The sequence below is a fragment of the Flammeovirga yaeyamensis genome, assembly GCF_018736045.1.
Classification (GTDB): Bacteria; Bacteroidota; Bacteroidia; order Cytophagales; family Flammeovirgaceae; genus Flammeovirga; species Flammeovirga yaeyamensis.
The window spans coordinates 4,282,314-4,301,182 of the sequence record NZ_CP076132.1 but is presented as its reverse complement, the minus strand read 5'-3'; the positions used below and the strand labels follow the sequence as shown (position 1 = coordinate 4,301,182).

The following is an 18,869-nucleotide window of genomic DNA, read 5'->3' as shown; positions in this document are numbered from 1 at the left end:
ACATTATATCAAATATCATTTATTGAGATTACATAAACCCAAACGGTTTATCACCCGATGTTTTCTGAGAAGCTTTTGACAATGAACTTCCTTTTCCATCCATCATCATCATATCCAATCCATTTGGAGGAATAGCAAATTCAATTTCCAATTCATTGGCTGTTTTGATTACACTACGGATAATCTCATGTCTAAAATGAAGTTCATCACCCCATGTAGGCGCCTCGAAGAAAATATAGAATAGAATATCGAATGAATAGAGTCCTATGTTATTTAGATTAACCACATAGAAATCCTTTCTGGTATGAGGATGCTTTCTAACTAATTCTTTTAATCGATCCACAAACTCATCGATTTTTTCTGGATTGGTTTCGTACTTTATTCTGATATAGGTTTTATACCTTCTGAATACACGCATTCCCATATTGTCGATAGTGAAATCAGCCATTCTGGAATTTGGAATAGAAACCAATGAGTTTTCGAATGTTCTGATTCTCGTTGATCGAAGTCCGATTTGTTCGACTGAACCACTAACTCCATCTGCCTTCACCCAATCGCCAATAACAAAAGGTCGGTCCATGAAAATCATGATCGATCCAAATAAGTTTTTGATAGTATCTTGGGCAGCTAAGGCTACGGCTACACCACCAATAGATAGACCGGTTAATAAGCCACTAATTTCATAACCTAAAGCACTTACCGTAAAAACAATGCCTACTAAAATAACAATCAGCTTGGCAGTCATACCAAAGAAAGGTGCAAAACCTCTTTGTATTTGATCTTCTCTTTCATTGGCCTTTCTCAACCAAATCGCTACCCAAAGGTCAGTCAAACTATAGAAGAAGCGGACCACTTGGAAGATACTGTACACTTTTAGTACAATGATCACAAATTGTAGTTCCTGAATGGAGAGTTCCAAACTCGGAGAAATCATTCTGTACCAATAGCATATGGCAATGGTTAATGCAGAACTAAACATTCCTCTTATATAGCGTCTTTCTTCTTTTGATCGAGAAACAAACCCCATAATGAACATGATCGTTCTGGAAAGAAGTATAATGGAGAACCATGCCCCTAAGAACATCACTGTTAAACTGGTTACCTGCCACAGTTCAAGGCCTAAAAATTCTTTTCGAGCATATTTACCCAAAGGTTTTCTCAAGATACTACCTACAGTTTCTAAGCCTTCCGTACCAATAGGGAAAACTTGTCGGTGTTTGTTTTCAATTAGTTGAATACTAGCCTCAGAGAACATCCATTTTTTTCCGAATTTCTCTAAGTAAAAATCAGGTAGCTGACGGTCGAGGACATAAATTTCTTTATTGTGTCGAGTGGTATCAATAAAGTTTTCCTCTTCTGGAATATCTTCTAATTCAATCCAAAGTCCAAGTCCATCGTAAATTTGCTTTAGCTTCATGGCCAAAGTAATTCGATCTTCAAGGCTCAATTGATTTAAAGATTCTAATGTTTTTGCTGCTAACTCAGGATGGTAATTATCATCTTGTTGAAAAACAAAAAAAGTAGTCACCGCTGCCTTAGGGTTACTTAAATCTACTTTTGCTTGTTCTTTAACAACGATAGGTTTTTCTGAGGGAGTCGGTTTTTTAGGAGCAGGCTTTTTGACAACCACTTCTTTACCCGATGAATCCTTCTCAACAACATCTATGGAATCAGGATTCACATTAACTTCTTCTTCTTTTTTAGGTCGTTTTGGAGGTAAAGCAGCTGGGTAATAACGTCTAAAAACTACATTAATTTCGCGAACAGATTTGGGTGAATAGATCCAATTTGAGTTTTCACGAATCATGTATATTTCTGGAATATCTTCAAAGACAGTAAAAATATAATCGCCATCCTCATTTCTATAATTTCTTCTATTCGAAATATCGTCAACATCCAATCCTCCATGTTTATCAAATATTTGTTTTAGTTTGATAGCCAAAGCAATTTTTTGTTCTATCGAATAGTCATCACCTCCTAAAGTTCTCGCTGCAAGTTCAGGATTATAAGAACCAGAAGCAGGGCTCAAAAAACCTATATGAGAAACCATTGTCTTATAAGGTGTTTTTGTGCTAAACTTTATATTCGAATATTGTGCACTTACTTGTGAATAAGTAAGGAAAATTACAATACCTAAAAGTATCGAAGTTATATTTGTATGTGAAAAACGACTTTTAAAGTTCATAAAGAATGTCTAATACTCCTTTGTTGACAGTAATATGTTTGTGTTTTAATCATGAAGGGTTCGTAGAAGAAGCATTGAAATCGATAAAACAACAAACTTATACTAATATAGAAATAATTATTGTAGATGATGCTAGTAATGACCGATCTGTTGATCGTATTAAAGAATCATTACAAAAATATAGAATTGAGGCTACTTTTTTAGCATTAAAAAACAACATAGGAAACTGTAAGGCATTCAATAAAGCATTAGCAATTGCAAAGGGCGAATTTGTGATTGATTTTGCTGCTGATGATGTATTGCTACCTCATAGAGTTGAAGACGATGTAGCGTGTTTTATAAAGTATGGGAAGGAATACGCCTGTGTTTTTTCTGATGTTGAAATGATAGATGAACAAGGAGAGAGTATTAAAAAATCCTATTTCAAAAGAGATCTTGATGGTAAATTATTAGAAACAGTAACCACCGGAGATGTATATGAAAGAGTACTGAGTAATCCACCTTTATTTTCAGCACCAACAATTACTTTTAGAACATCGGCATTACGTCGAATAGGAGGGTATGACGAAACGCTAGCTTACGAAGATTTTGATGTATGGATACGTCTATCAAGAAACAATAAGTTCGCGTTTTACGATAAAATCAATACTCTAAAACGAGATTTACCCAGATCTTTGGGAAAACAATTTTATTATCAGAGAGGGAATCAATTACTCAAATCAACATTAAAGATATGTCTGAAGGCCCATCAAATGAATACCAAAAAATCGGAAGATATTTCTTTGAGTAATTCGGTGCTTTATCATGGAAGGATAGCGGCTTTAACGGGAAATAATTTTTTAGCCAAAGCCTATTATCAGTTATATAAAAAACTAAACAAACTAGCTTTTTTTGATAAACTATTATTATGTTCCATTCGGTTCAATATAGACTGGTCGAGGTTTTATATTTGGTGGTTACAGCAACGAAAAATCAGTTAAGGAAAAAATATCTTTATCTTATTTTCGAGAAGGGGAAATTTCAAAAAAGTATTTCTATTTTTGCAGCATGAAACACAAACAAAACATTACTTTATTCGCCCTTATTATCTCAGGATTATCTTTCTTTTCTTGCTCACCATCATCGCAAGAATTAACCAATCAGGGAAAACAGAAACTTTCTGATAGTAAATTTAAAGAAGCGATTTCATTATTTGATGCCGCTTTAAAAGAAGACAACCAAAATGCAGATGCCTACAATGCGAGAGGTGTCGCTTTTATGTCGTTAGAAGAATATAGCCAGGCCAAAAAATCATTTACTTTAGCCATTAATGTATATGAGAATTCTGAAAAGGATTTTCCTAAAGCATATCAATATTTTTATAACAGAGGGAATGCCAACCGTTTTCAAAGAGATCATGAAGAGGCTATTCTAGATTATACAAAAGCGATTCAATTGGATGATACAATAGCTGATATCTATTTGAACAGAGCCCTTGAAAATGCTGAAATCAATGGAGTAGATCAGGCACTTGCAGATTTTGATAAAGCCATAGAATTATCCAATGGAAAAGACAAAAGGGCATTCTTACATAAGGCTAAGGTACTTATTGCAGTGAAACAGTTCGATGCAGCCTTGAAAACCATTGAAAATGCTATTAACTTAGACAAAAAATATGGCGAAGCTTATTATTTTAAAGCATTGGCTTTAAGTGGTAAGATTGGTAAAGCCAACGATGAAGTGTGTGACTTATTAGCTTCTGCGGAAGTTTTTGGTTATCCATATGCTGCTACTGAAATACAAAAACATTGTGAATAAAAAGGGTCTATGAGTACATCCAAAAGGTTTAAAATATTTGCTTTGGAGGACAATGCAGTGTTCTCAAAAATGCTGAATTATATATTAAGCATGGATGATGAACATGAAGTGGTAATGTTTGAGAAAGGAAGGGATTTATTAAACTCTTTGGACCAAAAACCTACTTTAATTACCGTCGATTACTCTTTGCCTGATATGACAGGAGAAGAGGTGATCCAAAAAATTTCTATGCGAATGCCTAATGTTCCTGTGATTGTTATCTCAGGACAGACGGATGTGAAAATAGCCGTAAAACTATTTAAATATGGAGTTTACGATTACATCACGAAAGATGAGGACATTCGAGAGCGTTTATTAAATGCTATCAATAAGATAAAAGTAAACGAATCTTTAATTGAAGAAGTAGAACATTTAAGGGAAGAGCTTTCTCATAAATATGAATTTGATAATTCTATTATAGGGAACAGTTTGCCAATGAAAAAAGTGTTTCAACTTCTTCATAAAACATCTGATAATGCCATTAATGTTTCGATCACAGGAGAGACAGGAACAGGTAAAGAAGTAGTAGCAAAAGCAATTCATTATAATTCTAATAGAGCAAAGAAACCTTTTGTTGCCGTCAATATTGCTGCTATTCCTACATCGCTTCTAGAAAGTGAGTTATTTGGTCACGAAAAAGGAGCATTTACCGGAGCAATCTCTAAAAGAATTGGAAAGTTTGAGGAAGCCAATGGAGGGACGATTTTTCTTGATGAAATTGGAGAAATGGAAATGAGCTTACAAGCCAAGCTTCTAAGAGTAATCCAAGAAAGGGAAGTAGTACGAATTGGAGGGAATCAGATTGTAAAATTAGATGTAAGAATAATTACAGCTACGCATAGGGATTTATCAAAAGAAATGATGGCGAATAAATTCAGAGAAGATTTATTCTACAGATTAATGGGAGTGCCAATTTACCTTCCTCCTCTAAGAGAAAGGGGGAATGATGTAATTCTCTTAGCTAAACACCTATTAGAACAATTTATAGCACAAAATCAGTTAGAAAAAGTAACGATAACATCAGAAGCAAAGCAAAAATTGCTTGACTATCAATATCCAGGAAATATCCGTGAGTTAAAGGCCATTATAGAATTAGCTGCAGTAATGTGCGAAGGAAATAAAATCCAAGCAGATGATCTTCAGTTTTCTACTTCGTCAGATTTAGAATCGGTGATGTCAAAAGAAATGACACTTAAAGAATATAATTTTGAAATTATTCAGCGATTTTTAAAACGATATGATGATAATGTGGCAAAAGTGGCAAAAAAGTTAGACATTGGAAAAGTGACAATTTACCGATATCTGAAAGAAATAGAATTGTCCAATAAAGTAAACTAACATTCTGTAGAAATAGATCTTGTTCAAATGGAAAAAACTAGAATTGACTTAACCTATCTAGAAACTTTCTCAGGCGGTGATAAAACCTTTATTGCCGAAATGATGGAACGTTTTTTAATTGATGCTCCTATTCAACTTAAAGAGATAAAAGAAGGAATTGATAGAGCAGAATGGAAAGCGGCCTATAAAAGTTTGCATAGTTTTAAATCATCTGTCAATTTTATTGCGATACAAAAAATTAAAGATAAAGTTCTTTCGATGGAAAAAATGGCGAAAGAAGAAAACCAAGTTGAAAAACTACCACTTGAGTTTGAAGAGTTATCTACTGAAATTGACTTTCTAATTAGTGAATTAAAAATAAATCTGGTTTAATTGAAATTTCTAGGTTGGGGAAATCCCACGATTTTAATCGTGGGAAGTTCGAATGACGTTCAAGTGGCATTCTATAGTGAAGCCTTTCATTGATGTTTCAATAGTGTTCATCAAGTATGATGAAACAACAACCTACACCGGATAATCATCTCCAATTGTCAACATCGATTTCTCCTGAATCACTTCTTGAACCGTTCGTTTCTCAATTTTACCTTCTAACCAAGAGATAATATCAAAGTACATGAAAGGATGAGATTCAAACTTATCTTTTTCCAGAGGCTTCAATACTTCTTTCAATTGAATAAAGGCTTCCATAAGCTCACTATCATTCATATTTCTAGAAAGCTTCTTCAAGAATGCCATAATGTATTTCTGGAACTTGAATAGGTTATCTTTTCTCAACATGAAACGATAGGTTGATTTTACATAGTAATCGACCAAATCGGTATTTCCCATTTCATAATGACAAATCAGATTGACGATTCTAGCATAGACGTGAACATCTTCTCTTACATCCATCTCCAAAGCATCAGAATTGATAATTCTATTGAGCCAACGGGATGAAAGTCTAAAATCACCTGCACCAAAATAGAGACAAGCAATTTTGTAATATAAAATAAGTCTAGAGTGCTTATTTAGTTTAGTGATGAAGAATTCGATATTACTCAAAAGAGCGTTGAGTCGTTGAATGCCTCCGGTGAAATTACCTAACATAAACAGACGATTAAACTCATGTATGTAGGAGTATTTCAACAATTTCATTTTGATATTCTCACTTAGTTCTACTTTCTTCATTGTTCTTATTTTCCTAAACAATGATTTAGTTTTCACAAAGTCTTTATATAAATGAAGTTTGTATTGTCCGTGAAGAACATTATTGATTACACTAATATATAAATCCAGTTTCGGAGGAATAATATCAGGTTGTTCCTCAAATACGCTTAAGCATTTGAGTGCATAACTTAATCCCTTTTCTACTTCGTGAGTAAAGTAGAAATAGCCAACATATAAATTGTATAAACTTAATTTCTCTTGAACAGATAATTTAGTTTCGTCTATATCAAAAACATCATCCTTCACTAAAGCTTCTGCTTTAGAGAGGTCTTTTGGACTTTTTACATATCCTGTTTTTAAATAGAAAGCATTCAGCTTAACACTAATGTTGGTTAGTCTGTTGATTAAGTTGATTCTATCATTAACATCTTGAACTTCTTGAATGAGTTTATTTACTCTTTTCTGATTGTGTTTATCCAAGGTGTGAGAAAGTAAGCTTTTCTCCCATCTTAAGATTTCCAATAGAAGTTCTAGGTGATCATTTTTTTGCGCTTTCTTTTTACACTTTCTAAGAATATCTGCACACTGATCATACAACCCTCTATTGTAGAGTAGCTCAGAATGATCAATCATTTCTCGAATTTCAGCATCTTCCATTTTTGTTAAATGAAACTGTCTAAGCGACTGTAAAATACGCTTATACAAGTGAGCCTTCATGTTTGAAAACTGAGAAGGCTTTAACTCAGGAGTCGAGCTTAATAAGATATCTTCATCAAATTCTTCCTGCTTATCGATTAAGTCAAAAAGCAACATAAATTTTTTGGAAGAAGCATTCGTTGATTCGGTAGATACCAACTTAAAATACCTCTTCTCACTCCTTGACATTGATTTGATTAACTGATATAAGTGATTCGATCTTTCTTTAGGCATCGTAATTATCCTTGCGTTTGAATGTGTAATTATCCTATAAATTTACGTTCTAATCCGAATAAATCTAAATTAAACATCGTAAAATGTATATTTTTTAGTTTTTGATGCTCTAAGTCACCATTTACATTTGAAGATACATTACAAATGTAATGAGGTATTATTCTAATTATTAGTTATTCAAACACCTAGAGTGTTTAAGCTTATGAGTGATAAAGTATATATTTTCGACACGACTTTACGAGATGGAGAACAAGTGCCAGGTTGCCGCTTGAATACAGAACAAAAGCTAACAATAGCTCGTGCTCTCGAAAGTCTAGGCGTAGATATTATTGAAGCAGGTTTCCCTATTTCGAGTCCAGGTGATTTCGAAGCAGTAAACCGTATCGCTAAGGAAATTAGAAATACTACAGTTTGTGGACTGACTAGAGCCGTAAAAAAAGATATTGAAGTTGCTGCAGATGCTTTGAAGCCAGCTGCTAAACCAAGAATCCACACGGGTATTGGTACTTCTGATCAACATATTTTCACAAAGCTTCGATTGGATAGAGACCAAGTACTTGAAAGAGGTACTGAAGCTGTGAAGTTTGCAAAGAAATTTGTTGAAGACGTTGAATTCTACGCTGAAGATGCAGGTAGAACAGATAACGAATACTTGGCACGAGTCGTTGAGTCGGTGATTGCTGCTGGAGCCACAGTAGTAAATATTCCCGACACCACAGGCTATTGTATTCCTCAAGAGTACGGTGCGAAGATTCAATATTTAAAAGAAAACGTTAAAAATATTGATAAAGCAATCATTTCTACACACTGTCATAACGATTTGGGTATGGCTACAGCCAACTCACTTTCTGGTGTAGCAAATGGAGCAAGACAAATTGAGTGTACAGTAAATGGCATTGGCGAAAGAGCCGGAAACACTTCCATGGAAGAAGTAGTTATGGCAATGAAAAAGCATGGAATGCTTGACTTCGAAACAGCTATACATACTCAAAAAATTTATGAAATCAGCCGTTTGGTTTCTGAAACAATGAACATGCCTGTTCAACCTAACAAAGCTATTGTAGGTGACAATGCATTCTCTCATTCATCAGGAATTCACCAAGATGGTGTGATTAAAAACAGAGACAATTACGAAATTATTGATCCTGCTGAAGTAGGAGTTTCAGAATCTTCGATTGTCTTAACTGCAAGAAGTGGTAGAGCAGCATTGTTCTACAGATTGCAAAAATTAGGCGTTACTCTAGATCATGATGCTTTAGAAGTAGCCTACCAAGAGTTCTTAAAAATGGCAGATAAACTACAAACTGTAGAAGATCCGCACCTAAAAGAACTACTTCAGTTTGTGAAAGTTGCATAACTCGTTCACAATTGTTACATTGAATTTATGTTTATATGTGTTTATATATGGTTTAAAACCATTTATGGTTAGTATGTGGTAAGTGCGGCTTCCGTTTGGAGGCCGTTCTTTTTTTGTCCATACTTTTTTAGCAGCTAAAAATTAGTCAATAAAATCAAAAAATAGGTCAATAAATTAAGGTTGGGAAAACCTGCGAAATAGCAGGTTGTTTTATGGTGTAAAAAAATAGGTTTGTGTGGTATATACCATAAAACAACTATTTAAAACGTACTACATTTGTAATGTAGATAATAAAAAATAAACAATTTTCATTTCATACTTACTAAAGTCAAGTCATAATAGACATTTATTTAAACTACTTCATCAATAAATAATTATTCTAACCTAATTATTTTACATACTGGGAATCTCGATTCCTACAACCAATTCAATATTTGAGACACATTGAACATTGTTCCAACATAAGTATTACCAAATAACAATGACATCCCCTTTTCTGAAGAGGATGTCATTTTTTTATCTCATAAAAGGGGTTTAATTAAACATTCAACCAAGTTTTGGCTCTACTACTATCATTATAGTTAAAGTATTCCATGTTGACGCCAGGTGTAAAAATGTCGCTTATACGAGTAAGTACATCTGCCCAAACATTGTCTTTGCCAACAATAGCCACCTTCTTAATTTTTCCGTAATACTTTAATCCTGTCTTTAAATCATCTTTCACAGCAGCGATGTTACTGTAACCCTTAAAGTCCTCAAACTCAAGGTATAAATTGATCTGCATTTTGTCAGCTGATAAACGGAAGAAATCATTGTTTATCATAGAAAATTCCTGTGATGCAATTTTTCCTTTTAGTCTGTATGCCAGGAATTTATCATTGTGATCGGTCTCAATTTTAAAGACACCAGGGTCTAAAATTTCATTTTGTTTTAATAGCCATTCAAGTGCTTTGTCTCTATCCTGAAGCGTAAAACTTTTAATAGGAATAGAAGAAACCATAAAATCGGCAAACCCACTTAAATGTTTCAGCCAAGAGTAATCGTCCACAATAGCATATCGCTCAATTTTTTTAGAGATGATATACTTTTCTTTCATCAATTGATAGAATTTTTTGTAGTGCTCAAAGCCTTGAATGTTTTCAATTTCTCCAAGTAAACGTACAGGGCCATTTTGAGCTTTTGCTTCAATAGCTGCTGTTAATTGATCGATTTCTGCAAGATCGATTTTTTGGGATAATGTAAATCCTATAATTTGACTTCCTAGTGTGTTATTAATGTTAATCATAAGTTGTTTTTAATTAGCTATACTTCTGAGTTCAAAGAATAAAGAACTATCAGTTTAGGTAGATTTTTATTTTCGGTTTACTCAGTGAATGATTTTATTTTTTGTAATTGTTATTTAACAATATACGAGATTTTAAGTATTAAGGATTTGAAAAAAGGTGTTTTTTGCTTCTTGTTTTTGTAATTTCAGCAGTCAATAAACGTAAATCAGAAAATGAGAATTGGAATTGTTGGAGGAGGAATCTCCGGTTTGTATGCAGGTAGTATTTTAAAAGAACTAGGACACGAGGTGATGATCTTCGAAGCATCAGATCGTTTAGGAGGGAGGATACATACCCATACAATAAAAGGAAAGAAAAAGTTTGTTGAACTTGGAGCAGCAGAAATACATGGGCGTAACGCGCTCAACTATGAAATGTTATCCCATTTAGGTCATCTTTTAGAACCAATTAATGGGAATGAATATTTGTGGTTGGATCAAAAGCTTAAAGACTTAGATAAAAAAGAAGAACTACCAGAGAATATACATTCTTTATTTACTTATTTTGCCAATATACAAAGGGAAGAATTTGATGGTAATATTACTAGATCTCTAAAGAATCTGGGGATGTACGACCTTTCAATTCGCCCTATTTTAGATGGTATTACAAGTGAATATTCAGCCTCTCCAGATAAAATACATGCATCATCTTTAGGAGAGGAAGAGTGGAGGTGGACTTCGGGTCATCGTAATTTTTTCTCTTATGGAAAATATGCGGATGCTATCGATTTTTTTGAAGAAAAACTTAAAGATAGCATCACTTTAAATGCTCCGATTATGGATGTTAATTACAGTGATGATGGGGTGATTTTACTTTCTCGTGATGGAAAAACAAATCAATTTGATAAGGTAATTCTAACGACATCATTAGGTGTATTGAAAAAAGAAAAAATCAATTTTACACCCTCATTACCTGATACACATTTAGAGGCCATTCAAAAATTAGGTTTTGGGAAAGGTAGAAAATTATTTATTCGATTTGATAAAATCTTCTGGGAGCCTGAAACAAGTGAAATTATTGGTGGAAAGAAATGTCCATTGTACTTAATTCGTCCTGCACAACCTAAAACTATTTGTGCTTATGTAATGGCAGATGCCGCTAAAGATTTTAATCAAATGTTAGATGAAGAAGTGGCAGAAATTCTTTTACATGAATTGGATGAAATGTTTCCTGATGTTAATGTAATGATGCATTATAAAGATCATTACGGTAAAGATTGGACCTCTGATCCCTATTTTTGTGGTACTTATTCCTATTCTAAAAAAGATAGCTTAAAGTATAGAAAACAATTAAAGCAGCCTATACAAGATAAGGTGTTTTTTATTGGTGAAGCATTAAATGATAATGGACATGCTTCTACAGTACACGGGGCAATGGAAACAGCAGAAGAATTAGCTAGACTTTATTTTAATGATAAATAATGTTTAAAATTAAAGAATAGTATAATTTTTGAACACTAAGCGATAAGCATTAGTATGCATTCATTCTATTAATTAACGAACACATGAGAAAAGCATTTTTATATATCTGTTTAATTTTGGTTTGCCTAGCTATAGGTGGATTTATTTTTAAAGAGGTAATGATTACACAAACTAAAAAACATAGTCCTCAAGTCGAGGAAGTGTATAAAGAGGATGGTAATTATATAACAATCAATTATTCTTCTCCTTATAAAAAAGGAAGGGTGATTTTTGGTAATCTTGTTCCCTACGGTCATGTTTGGAGAACAGGTGCGAATGAACCGACTGTGTTTAATACAAGTACAGATTTAGAAATTGATGGAAAGACTTTACCTAAAGGGAAATACACATTGTGGACAATTCCTGAATCGGACAATTGGACCATCATTTTTAATAAAGAGTTAAACGATTGGGGAGTGAGTTTTGGTGGAAAAGCAAGCAGAGTTATAGAGCAGGATGTATTAAAAGTGAAGGTACCTGTAGAACATCTCTCTAAAGCTGTTGAAAGCTTCTTAATTGATGTTTCCAAAGGAGAAGAAAGTAAGAGTATGTTCTTAGTATTTGAATGGGATAACGTACGAACTAAATTAAAAATGAAGACCAAAGAATAAGTGGTAAACTTATGTTTGCGTCAGCTTTTAGGAGTAATTGTTCTTTTTTTTAACATAAATGAGGAACAATTACTCTTTTTTTGTGTTTTTAATGAAGTTATGTTTATATTATTTCATGATTTTAAGCCGAAAATACCGTATGGACGAACTTTCAATTGTATTTTTGGAACTTAGAGTTTGATGTTAGTATCTAAAGTCAAAAACTTTTTGATACAATAACGCAAACTAATAGACAATTAAACCAACGTATATAATATAAAGATGACGAATTCTAAGGTGACACTTGAAGAGTACCTAGAAAATCACGAGTGCAAATTTATGCGCTTACCAAGATTTTTTAAGGAAGGGGCGAGAGTGCTTGGATGTATGTGGGAGGCTATTGAAGGCCCAGAAGAGTTTCAAGTAAAAGGAGATCCTGATCAGATCTTTATAACGTTGTTTTTTGTCGAAGAAGAGAAAAGCATCCTTATTCAAGAAACAAGGTACGCCATGTCGATGATGTTTCCTGTTCAGATTGAAGATGGTTGTGTACTTATTGACACATTAGATCTTATATCTACTTTAAGGAAGTTCTACAATAAACTACCTGTAGATAAAGAGCCATTACCTGAAATATTGGAGTTTCTTCTATATTCCAGCTATTATGGTTATAACACCCAACAAGCGCAAACATTATCCGAATTGATAGTGAATGCAACCTATTTAAGTGGTAGAGGAGAAGTAGATGAAGAGGAGTTTAATACAATTGTAGATTCGCTCTACAATCCTCCAAAGTCATTCTACACCGATAAATATATTGATCAAGAAGTAATTGATACAATTGAAGTACAAGAAACAGTATACGATTTACTACCAACAGTACTTTATTTGTTGAGAAAACATCTTGTTCAAGACCAACATCAACATAAATAAATGCTTATGCTAGAATTTTCTAAGAGAGAAAAACATCTGAGTCTAACGATTGCTGATCATTTAATTAATCATCAGGGAGTGACTTCTGAAGAAGATGTCGATCAACTTTCTGAGGAGTACTTAAGTAATGTAATTACTGAAATTGCTTCTAATTATGATGGTCCAATCAATACATCAGATGTTTTTATAAAGACCTTTAGAGGCATACTTAAATTTGACGTTGCTTACTTATTACGTTCGAACAGATGCTGTTCGTAAATTAAATTAAAGTTTAATCCATTACACTAATTACTGTAGTATCAGACGTGATGTTTGAATACTATTGTTGCTATCTACGGCCCTAATAAAATATACCCCTCTGCTCCATTGTTGGGTATTTTCTACTTTTATACTTTCACCTTTTAAAATAAACCTATCCACGTATTGCCCTAGATGATTATATATAGTAATCTGTAAATCATTATTGGTTGTGTTTCTTAGTTTCACCTCTTGTGAAGCAGGATTGGGATAAACAGATAGCACACTTTCATTAAAACTGTTGTCTGGAATGGATAAGGGCTGATCGTATTCATCAAGGGTTGCTATTGTGATACCACCACTTTCTGAACCTGTTATCAAATAGTTATTTAGTATTACACTATTTAATCTATTTCCATATGTGTAGGCATTAAATTCGTTATCAATCGGAGAGAAAAAAGCACGACCTTGGTACTCGGGAGAGTCACTTTTAAAGTCTCTCCAAATTCTAGGAGTACCGGAATCATCCCAAACCAAGAGGTCTAAATTTCCATCATTGTTAAGGTCATAAATGAATGCCGATGGATACTTTCTAAGAATATCACCCGATAACCCTAAATAGGCCTCATCTTCTAACTGAAATGACTCATTTTCTTGTTGTTGATGATACTCTAGACTACCCGAAAATTTACCATGCAATAGATCTGCTTTACCGTCTTGGTTGATGTCATAAAAATAGACTACATCGTCTGGACGATGAGCATAAATAAGTTGTGGTGTCTTATCGGAAGAATAATCAGTAGCAAAATCAAATAGATAGGCTCCGGCTTGATTGCTGTTAGGTACTGCACCACTGATAATGAGGTTCAACTTTCCATCTCCATTCCAATCGACTATTTGAGGATAAATATCAATCATTCCCCACTCGATAATATTTAAATAATTATCGGTCACCCATTCGAAAGATGGGTTTTCATTACTTCCAATGTTTTTGTAGTAAGTAATTCCTCCACCAATTGGGTTTTCATCAGCATCATAAGCATTTCTGTAACCTATGAGTAAATCGAGTGTCCCATTTTGATCTACATCATATAGAGCAGGACGGGAACGTTGCCCAACATCAATACCAGTATTTTGTAAAAAATCCTCTTCTTGAAGCGTCCATACGGGGCTAGAAGGTGTACCTGTATTGGTGTATCGCCAAATGTATTTTGAGAAATCAGTCAGGTTTAAATCGTTTTCATCCACATTCGGAGCGATGATCATGTCCTGAACTTGATCGTTGTTTGTATCTATGAAATAAGCGGCAGGGAAATCTGGAAATAGTATAGGATGATTATCAGGGAAATTAACTGTTACTTCATCAAATACTGCTTCTGAGGCAGTACCTTTGTTGGGAAGAAAAACCAAGTTGTTACACTCTTTTTCTCCAATTATTAAGTCATATAAACCATTGCCATTTACATCATGCAATGTTATAGAAGCACCCAAGTGCATTATTTTCTGATTAGAAGGACACTGTTCGTTGCCAAAAATATAGGTAGCACAGTCACCACATTCTTGGAAGTTTCCCCAAAAGTCGGTGGTCTTCTTAAAGGTAGGGGTGCCATTTTCAATTCCTTGATTGATGTGTGATTCCACTGTTCCACCCAATCCTTGTACAAAGGTGACAAAGTCTACAAGGCCGTCGTTATTGACATCTACGATAGCCGGAGTATCTGATAAGGATGAGGATAGAGGAGTAGGATTCCCCGAGAAAGTCGTGGAGAATAATTGCTGAGGAGTTTTATCAAAAGCTACTTTACTCCCAGTAGAAGTGTTTTTGTATAAATAGATGCCATCCTCTTCTCCAATAATTAAATCTTTTGTTCCATCTTGATTAAAATCAATCAATTGCATCCAAAAGCGAACGTTTTGAGGAAAGATCAATTCATATTCTGGAGCATGTATCCAATCGTCCGATTTCCATAAAAAAGTGTAGACTTTTCTTGAGGTACGATCGAATATTACTAAATCGTTGTTGCCATCTAAATCGAGGTCTAGATTAGAAAATTGAGGAGCATTCAATCCACCAAAGAAGGGATTGATGAACTCCTTTCCATCTTTTGATACCTTTATTCCTTCAGTAGAAGGAACAATTCCAATGTTTTGGGCTGAGATTGATAAGGTATTAAATAAAATAAGCAGTGTTAGTATATAGTCTTTCATTCACATAAGGTTTATTCTACTATAAATCTACTTGAAAATCCAAGTAAAAAGCAATAGCCTCGCGAATAATCTCATTTTCAGTACGTCCTTCTTTCTCTGCCAACGCCTTAATTTTACTTTTTTGCTTATCTGTAAGTGCATTTAGCTGAGAAGAATTTTGAGGTATGACCTTTACTGCAGGTATTGCTTCTTTTTTTGGAACTTCCTTTTTTTCTTCGTTTTGATTATTTGATGAAGGTGCTCCCCCTAAAAGAGAGTCAAGTCCTCCAGAAAAACTTTTTTTAGCCATGATAAAGAGATTTCGGTGTAAATTTAAGGTAGTCTTTGAGATACTTCTTGGGCAAGCTCCCAATAATCTAACGCTCCATTACTCTTAGAATTGTATCTAAAGATGTTTGTTTGCTTAGATGGAGCTTCTGCAAGTGCCACATTATCACGTATTACTGTATTGAAGAGCGCATCACCAAAATGTTTTTGAATCGCCTCTCTAACGTTTCTATTCAATACTTTTCTTTTATCGAATTGTGTGATAAAAACACCACCAATTTGCAGATCTCTATTTAATCGTTGTTGCACTTTCTCAATTACTTCCAATAGCTTTTTAAGCCCTTGAGTGGCTAAGAACTGTGCTTGAAGAGGGAAGAAAACTTGAGTGGAGGCAGTAAAAGCATTAATCGTTAACAGACCAAGACTTGGAGGACAATCAATTAGAATATAATCAAACTGATCGCCAACTTTTTCTAAATGATCTTTTAAAATAAACTCTCTTCCGGCTTCCATACTTAATTCCAGTTCAGCTCCAGATAAATCTAATTCTGAAGGGATTAAGCATAAATCCATTTCGAGTTCATTCATTGCCTCATCTATAGTACAGAAACCTCTTAAAAGAGAGTATACAGATTTTTCGGGTTCGAAAACACCTAAAGACTGACTCAAATTTGCTTGAGGGTCCATATCGACCATCAAAACACGTTTGCCCATTTGATGTAGTGCCGCACCTAAATTGACCACAGATGTGGTTTTGCCTACTCCTCCTTTATGATTACTGATAGATATGACTTGTGCCATTGTTAGTATAATTAAAAAAATTAATGCTTTTAGTAAGAACGTTTTTATCTGTATTTTATTTAGCAATTAGCGTGCTTTCTTCCTTTTTTCCATCCACTTTATGCTTAAACCATATAAGATTGGTACTAAAATAAAGGGAAGTTGTGTGTATTCGACAAAGAAATAACCTAAGCACAATGAGAATAAAGCGATACAGGGTTCCATCCAACTATCGCTACTAATTTTATCTGCAATGTCTTTATCAATATGTTCTTTTAATAAGTGGTCGTTTTTACTTGCATGTCGCCAAGCAAAGAATGCTGTAGAACCAATAAGAAATACATTGATACAATAGGCCGCTTGAGCAATATAATACTCAGGAAAAGCGGTTGCTAAACTATTGGAAAAAGGTAATAAAGCCACAAAAGCAAGCATAAAAAGGTCGGTCCACATATAAGTAGCATCCGCACCTTTCATTAATCGCGTTGTGGCAGTATGCTTTAACCAATAAACAGCTAAAAGAACGAATGTGGATAGAAAAATACCAAGTATTGGCAATTGATCAGAAAAGCCTTTGATTAACTCTTTATTTGAATGAATATCTTCCACTCTAGGTAAGTCGATAGCTAATAAAAGCATCGTCATCGAAGTGGCAAATATAATATCGGCTAATCGGCATATTCTCCCTAACCAACTTTTTGATATAATCACATTGTTCTTTTTACTATTCATTTTATTCTACTTAATTCGATAACATCGTTTTTAAATAATGATCAGAAAAGTCCAACAAGCGTTGTTGTGCAGCTTCGCTATAAGGATCTTTTAGGGTGTTAAAATATACCCTTTCCTCTCTGATGATGTAATCGTTTAAAGTATTGATCAAAAAGGAAACAATTAATTCTGAATCAGCATTTTTATTAAATGTGCCATTTTTCTTTCCTTCCTCTATTTTATCGACAAAAATATTGGTAATTGATGATCCGACCTCATCAGATTGAGTGATGACCTCTTGTCTCATCTCCATCATTTCTTCTACCATTAAAACACGTGCTAAATCTCTATTTCTCATTCCAAGATCAAAAAATTTACGACTAGCAAGAGATAAAAATTCTAATCCCTCTAAATTGGAATGCACAATGCTCTTAATTGTATTATTGATTTGTTCTTGATAATCGTTGATAATTTCCTTCAATAAAGCCTCTTTAGAACCAAAGTAATAATTAATCATTCCTTGACTTACCTTGGCTGTCTGTGCAATTTCTCTAGTAGATGCACCATCAAAACCTCTTTGTGATATTAATTTGGTAGCGACTTTTAAAACGTGTTCTCTGTTATTTTTCATGGATTATTATTTGATCGAATGAATAATGCAATTTAAATATACACAAGATCGTCGAAATCCGTTGTTCTAAATCAAATATTTTCTTTTAATACCCATCATATTTGATAAAAATTAAAAGTAGATTTTATGATTTAGGAAATTTTTGATTCGCTTTTTTATCCATCACTTTTTATAATGGTAACTTAGAAATAGACTATTATTTTTTGTCAAAAAAGGCTTTAAATGTGAATAGAAGTAAAGATTGAAAAGGAAAGAGTTATATTTGTACGATTATGATAATCTAATTGATTTAACCATGAAAAACTTTTTATTAAGAACGCTTACTTTTCTACTTTTATTTACATTTATGGGTTCTTTTTCTGCATTTGCTCAAGAAGCACAGGAAAAGCCATTAACAGAAAAAGAACAACGTAAATTGGCAAGAAAGAAAGCCAAGGAAGAAAGAAAAAAAGCGAAAGAATTAGCTAAACAACAAGCAAAAGCCGAAGAGCAAGCACGTTTAGCAATGGCAAAACAAGCAATGCAAGATCAGCAATTTGTTTTGCAGGCCAATCAGGTATACGACCGTTATGGTAATGTTGCTCAAGTAACCAACAACATCAACTTTATTAAAATGGAGAAAGAAAACTGTGTTGTACAGTTGGGTTTTGAAGGGATTGTTGGCTACAACGGAGTAGGCGGTATTACTTTAGATGGTAAAATTTCTGAGTTGGAAATTAAAGAAAATGAATATGGTGGTTTGAGCATGGTTTTTAATGTTCAAGGATCAATAATGCAAGCAAGAGTAAGAATTAATTTAAATGGTGGAGATAACTGGGCAGATGCTTCGGTACGTTCTCAAACAGAAAATATTGAGATTAAGTTTAGAGGAAATATAGTTCCAACAAACTTGTCTAGTGTTTTCCAAGGGGCAACTCCATACTAGTCAGTAACGT

18 protein-coding genes are annotated in these 18,869 nt (G+C 33.8%); 10 read left to right on the top strand and 8 right to left on the bottom strand.

Annotated features, from left to right (window positions below; all coding sequences use genetic code 11):
* Positions 1-28: 28 nt before the first annotated feature.
* Positions 29-2,185: a mechanosensitive ion channel family protein gene (locus KMW28_RS17005; protein WP_169662840.1), complete on the bottom strand. Its 2,157-nt coding sequence runs from the start codon at positions 2,183-2,185 to the stop codon at positions 29-31.
* A gap of 5 nt (positions 2,186-2,190) precedes the next feature.
* Between KMW28_RS17005 and KMW28_RS17000 the strand changes: the two genes are divergently transcribed.
* From KMW28_RS17000 to KMW28_RS16985, 4 genes are all read left to right on the top strand, one after another.
* A complete protein-coding gene (locus KMW28_RS17000; protein ID WP_169662839.1) occupies positions 2,191-3,165 on the top strand; it encodes a glycosyltransferase in 975 nt (324 codons plus the stop codon).
* A gap of 67 nt (positions 3,166-3,232) precedes the next feature.
* Entirely contained in the window at positions 3,233-3,982 is a 750-nt protein-coding gene (locus tag KMW28_RS16995; RefSeq protein WP_169662838.1) for a tetratricopeptide repeat protein, read from the top strand.
* Between the two features lie 9 nt (positions 3,983-3,991).
* On the top strand, positions 3,992-5,359 hold the full coding sequence (locus tag KMW28_RS16990) for a sigma-54-dependent transcriptional regulator (protein ID WP_066212506.1): 1,368 nt from the start codon (positions 3,992-3,994) through the stop codon (positions 5,357-5,359).
* Positions 5,360-5,386: 27 nt separating this feature from the next.
* Positions 5,387-5,731: an Hpt domain-containing protein gene (locus tag KMW28_RS16985; protein ID WP_169662837.1), complete on the top strand. Its 345-nt coding sequence runs from the start codon at positions 5,387-5,389 to the stop codon at positions 5,729-5,731.
* A 132-nt stretch (positions 5,732-5,863) separates the two neighbouring features.
* On the opposite strand, the gene KMW28_RS16980 is transcribed toward KMW28_RS16985, so the two are convergent.
* On the bottom strand, positions 5,864-7,435 hold the full coding sequence (locus KMW28_RS16980; protein WP_169662836.1) for a hypothetical protein: 1,572 nt from the start codon (positions 7,433-7,435) through the stop codon (positions 5,864-5,866).
* Positions 7,436-7,637: 202 nt separating this feature from the next.
* On the opposite strand from KMW28_RS16980, the gene KMW28_RS16975 reads away from it, so the two are divergent.
* Positions 7,638-8,792, top strand: coding sequence for a 2-isopropylmalate synthase (locus KMW28_RS16975; RefSeq protein WP_169662835.1), 1,155 nt, complete (start codon positions 7,638-7,640; stop codon positions 8,790-8,792).
* A gap of 538 nt (positions 8,793-9,330) precedes the next feature.
* Here KMW28_RS16975 and KMW28_RS16970 read toward each other — a convergent pair.
* Positions 9,331-10,077, bottom strand: coding sequence for a SpoIIAA family protein (locus KMW28_RS16970; RefSeq protein ID WP_169662834.1), 747 nt, complete (start codon positions 10,075-10,077; stop codon positions 9,331-9,333).
* Positions 10,078-10,290: 213 nt separating this feature from the next.
* On the opposite strand from KMW28_RS16970, the gene KMW28_RS16965 reads away from it, so the two are divergent.
* The 4 genes from KMW28_RS16965 (at position 10,291) to KMW28_RS16950 (ending at position 13,358) form a co-directional block, all read left to right on the top strand.
* The gene (locus KMW28_RS16965; protein ID WP_169662833.1) at positions 10,291-11,538 is read left to right on the top strand and encodes a flavin monoamine oxidase family protein; all 1,248 of its coding nucleotides are present in this window, start codon (positions 10,291-10,293) and stop codon (positions 11,536-11,538) included.
* Between the two features lie 83 nt (positions 11,539-11,621).
* The gene (locus KMW28_RS16960; RefSeq protein WP_066212513.1) at positions 11,622-12,188 is read left to right on the top strand and encodes a DUF2911 domain-containing protein; all 567 of its coding nucleotides are present in this window, start codon (positions 11,622-11,624) and stop codon (positions 12,186-12,188) included.
* Positions 12,189-12,449: 261 nt separating this feature from the next.
* A complete protein-coding gene (locus KMW28_RS16955; protein ID WP_169662832.1) occupies positions 12,450-13,100 on the top strand; it encodes a hypothetical protein in 651 nt (216 codons plus the stop codon).
* On the top strand, positions 13,101-13,358 hold the full coding sequence (locus KMW28_RS16950) for a hypothetical protein (protein WP_066212515.1): 258 nt from the start codon (positions 13,101-13,103) through the stop codon (positions 13,356-13,358). It begins immediately after the preceding gene.
* 30 nt (positions 13,359-13,388) lie between these two features.
* On the opposite strand, the gene KMW28_RS16945 is transcribed toward KMW28_RS16950, so the two are convergent.
* From KMW28_RS16945 to KMW28_RS16925, 5 genes are all read right to left on the bottom strand, one after another.
* On the bottom strand, positions 13,389-15,545 hold the full coding sequence (locus tag KMW28_RS16945) for an FG-GAP-like repeat-containing protein (RefSeq protein WP_169662830.1): 2,157 nt from the start codon (positions 15,543-15,545) through the stop codon (positions 13,389-13,391).
* A 19-nt stretch (positions 15,546-15,564) separates the two neighbouring features.
* The gene (locus tag KMW28_RS16940; RefSeq protein WP_169662829.1) at positions 15,565-15,834 is read right to left on the bottom strand and encodes a ribbon-helix-helix domain-containing protein; all 270 of its coding nucleotides are present in this window, start codon (positions 15,832-15,834) and stop codon (positions 15,565-15,567) included.
* A 23-nt stretch (positions 15,835-15,857) separates the two neighbouring features.
* The gene (locus KMW28_RS16935; RefSeq protein ID WP_066212520.1) at positions 15,858-16,613 is read right to left on the bottom strand and encodes a ParA family protein; all 756 of its coding nucleotides are present in this window, start codon (positions 16,611-16,613) and stop codon (positions 15,858-15,860) included.
* Positions 16,614-16,679: 66 nt separating this feature from the next.
* Positions 16,680-17,324, bottom strand: coding sequence for a TMEM175 family protein (locus KMW28_RS16930; protein WP_169662828.1), 645 nt, complete (start codon positions 17,322-17,324; stop codon positions 16,680-16,682).
* A 10-nt stretch (positions 17,325-17,334) separates the two neighbouring features.
* Positions 17,335-17,934, bottom strand: a complete 600-nt coding sequence (locus tag KMW28_RS16925) for a TetR/AcrR family transcriptional regulator (RefSeq protein ID WP_169662827.1) — start codon at positions 17,932-17,934, stop codon at positions 17,335-17,337.
* Between the two features lie 295 nt (positions 17,935-18,229).
* Here KMW28_RS16925 and KMW28_RS16920 point away from each other — a divergent pair, with 295 nt between their 5' ends.
* Complete coding sequence (locus KMW28_RS16920; RefSeq protein ID WP_169662826.1) at positions 18,230-18,859, top strand: DUF4251 domain-containing protein; 630 nt, start codon at positions 18,230-18,232, stop codon at positions 18,857-18,859.
* The last annotated feature ends 10 nt before the right edge of the window (positions 18,860-18,869 follow it).